We start from the raw sequence: 2,459 nt of genomic DNA, 5'->3' as shown, positions 1-2,459 counted from the left end.
GGCCTGTGGGGCGCGGCAATGGCCACCGCCTTTGCCATGATCTTCGAAGCCGGCGCGCTCTCCTTCACGGTGTGGCGCAAGCTCGGTATCGCCATGCTCATCTTCTTAGCCCCGAAAGGAGCCGCGTGATGGCTGCCATCCCGTTGCTTGAGGAAACCAGCGGCGGCACCGCCGGCGCCATGGTGTCGGGCCTTGCCGGGCTGACCCGCGACGCCGACCCCGCCCATATCGAAATCCTCGCCAACAACCGGCCCGAGCGCAAGCTCGCCATCTACCCCGCATCGGCAGGTTTCGACCTGGTGGAGGAGCTGGATTATCTCTGCGCCCGCACGGTCGAGCCCAACGTGTTCTTCAACCCGCGTTTCCTGGCGCCCGCCATGCCGCGGCTGGAGGACCGCGAGGTGCGGCTGGCGGTCATCCGCGACGGCGACGAATACCGCAACCGGCTGCGCCTTCTGGTGCCGTTCTCGGTGGAACGGCCGGTGGTGCCGCTCGGCGTGCCGGTCATGCGCACATGGTCGAGCCCGTTCGGTCCGCTCGGCACGCCGCTGGTCGACCGCGACGATCCTGTCGGCGTCGTCGAAGACTTCTTCTCAATGCTGTCGCGCCCGCACCTCAAGCTGCCGAAAGTCTTCGTCCTGGCCGATGTCCGGCTCGATGGCCCGGTGGCGAGCCTGCTTGCCACCGTGGCCGAGGCGCGCGGCCTGACGCTGGTCACCACCGGCCAGATTCAGCGCCCGGCGCTGGAGAGCGAGCTCGATGGAGACGATTATCTGAAGGCCTCGCTGCGCGCGCACCATTATCGCGAGTTCCGCCGCCTGAAGCGGCGCCTTGGCGACCTTGGCAAGCTTGAGCATGTCGTGGCGCGCGGCCCCGAAGACATCCGCCATGCCATCGAAGGCTTCCTGTCGCTGGAAGCGGCCGGCTGGAAAGGCCGCGAACGCACCGCCATGGCGATCGACCGCTTCCGCGCCGCCTTCGCCCGCGAAGCCGTGCACCGGCTGGCCGAACAGGACATGTGCCGCATCCATTCGCTGACGCTCGACGGCCGCACCATCGCCTGCCTGATCGTCTTCGTCGAAGCCGGCATCGCCTACACCTGGAAGACCGCCTATGACGAGACGCTGGCCAGCTATTCGCCCGGCACGCTGCTGATGATCGAGGTGACCAGGCAGCATCTCGACGATCCCAACATCATGATGACCGATTCCTGCGCGGTGCCCGACCATCCGGTGATGAGCCGGCTGTGGGCGGAGCGCAAGCCGATGGGCACGCTGGTGATCGGCCTGGCGCCGGACGCCGACCGCCTCACCCGCCAGGCCGCCTCGCAACTGCACCTCTACCGCGAAACCCGCAACATGGCCCGCCTGCTGCGCAACCGCATGAAGAGCTTGCTGGGGCGGCGCTGAGAAAAGGCAGGGTGCGTTCTGGAGAATGGCACATCTTCGCTGCAATATTTGACGGGTGGGTGACCGGGAGTTTACTTCGGTTGCCAGCAGGCAAACGCGAATATTGATCTCCGCTTATAAAAAAACGAGATTTCTCGCAGAAATTTCCAGTGAAAGCCGATAAAACCTACTCGCATTCTTGTTCTTAATTCACGATAATCTAGTGATTCGGTAGCGATGAGAGAGAAATGTCGCTGAATCATCAGGCCAACGGCGCCCGGCACATCAGTGCGGAGGATAGCGCCGTTGTCCGAAGGACCGACGAAGACTTCGACGAACTGATTCGAAGCATTCGAGCCGCAACGTATCAAGCTTTGCCTCTCTTCGAAGAGGAGCCCGTGACCGGATTGGCCCAGTCAGACACGCTGGCCGCCTCCCTCGGCTCGACTTCGGCCCGGACGGGCTCGAGCCAGGCCCGCGCCATGCGCGGCTCCTCGCCCTTGTCCAACGACAGGCTGGATCCACGTGCCGTTGACGACTTGGCGTGGTCGTTGGTTGACCACGATGTGGGCAGGCTTGATGCGCAAACGCACGATGCCGACGCTCCCGATACCGACAAATGGGAATTGCAGGAAGAGGTGGCGAAGCTGCAGCGCTTGCAGGATCGCACCTCGAAAGAGCTTGGGCGAAAATCGCGCGAGCTATCGATCGCGAGCAAGACCATCGCCGACCTGGAGGTCCAACTCAACAGGGCACGGCAGACCATTGCGCAAGCGGACAGGCATGCCGGCCAGCGCGCAACGCGGTTCCTCGAAGCGAATGTCGAGGTCGAGCGTCTGGGCCGGAACCTGGCGCGCGTGTCGGGGCAACTTCGCGACGAGATCATCGCCAGGCAAGCCGCCGAGCAGGCGCGTGAGGACGTTGCATCGCGGCTCGCCAGCTTGCAACAGGCCGCCATGCTGCTTCGTTCCAAGGTCGCGGATTACCAGCTCCACAACGAAAGACTGACCGGCAAACTGTCTGCGCAGATGCTGGTGCGGCAGGACCTGCAGGTGCGGCTGTCCACGCTCG

Annotated in this window: 2 protein-coding genes; both read left to right on the top strand. The window is 64.3% G+C overall.

Annotation, left to right across the window (positions count from 1 at the left end; genetic code table 11):
* The first annotated feature begins 128 nt into the window (after positions 1-128).
* A complete protein-coding gene (locus EOC06_RS23740) occupies positions 129-1,409 on the top strand; it encodes a GNAT family N-acetyltransferase (protein ID WP_127272362.1) in 1,281 nt (426 codons plus the stop codon).
* Positions 1,410-1,636: 227 nt separating this feature from the next.
* Positions 1,637-2,459, top strand: an 823-nt coding sequence (locus EOC06_RS23735; RefSeq protein WP_206631243.1) for a hypothetical protein, incomplete at its 3' end; no start/stop codon positions are given.

This window comes from Mesorhizobium sp. M7A.F.Ca.MR.362.00.0.0 (assembly GCF_004023175.1).
Lineage (GTDB): Bacteria > Pseudomonadota > Alphaproteobacteria > Rhizobiales > Rhizobiaceae > Mesorhizobium.
Note: the sequence above shows the minus strand (reverse complement) of the source record. Positions and strands in the feature narration are given on the sequence as shown.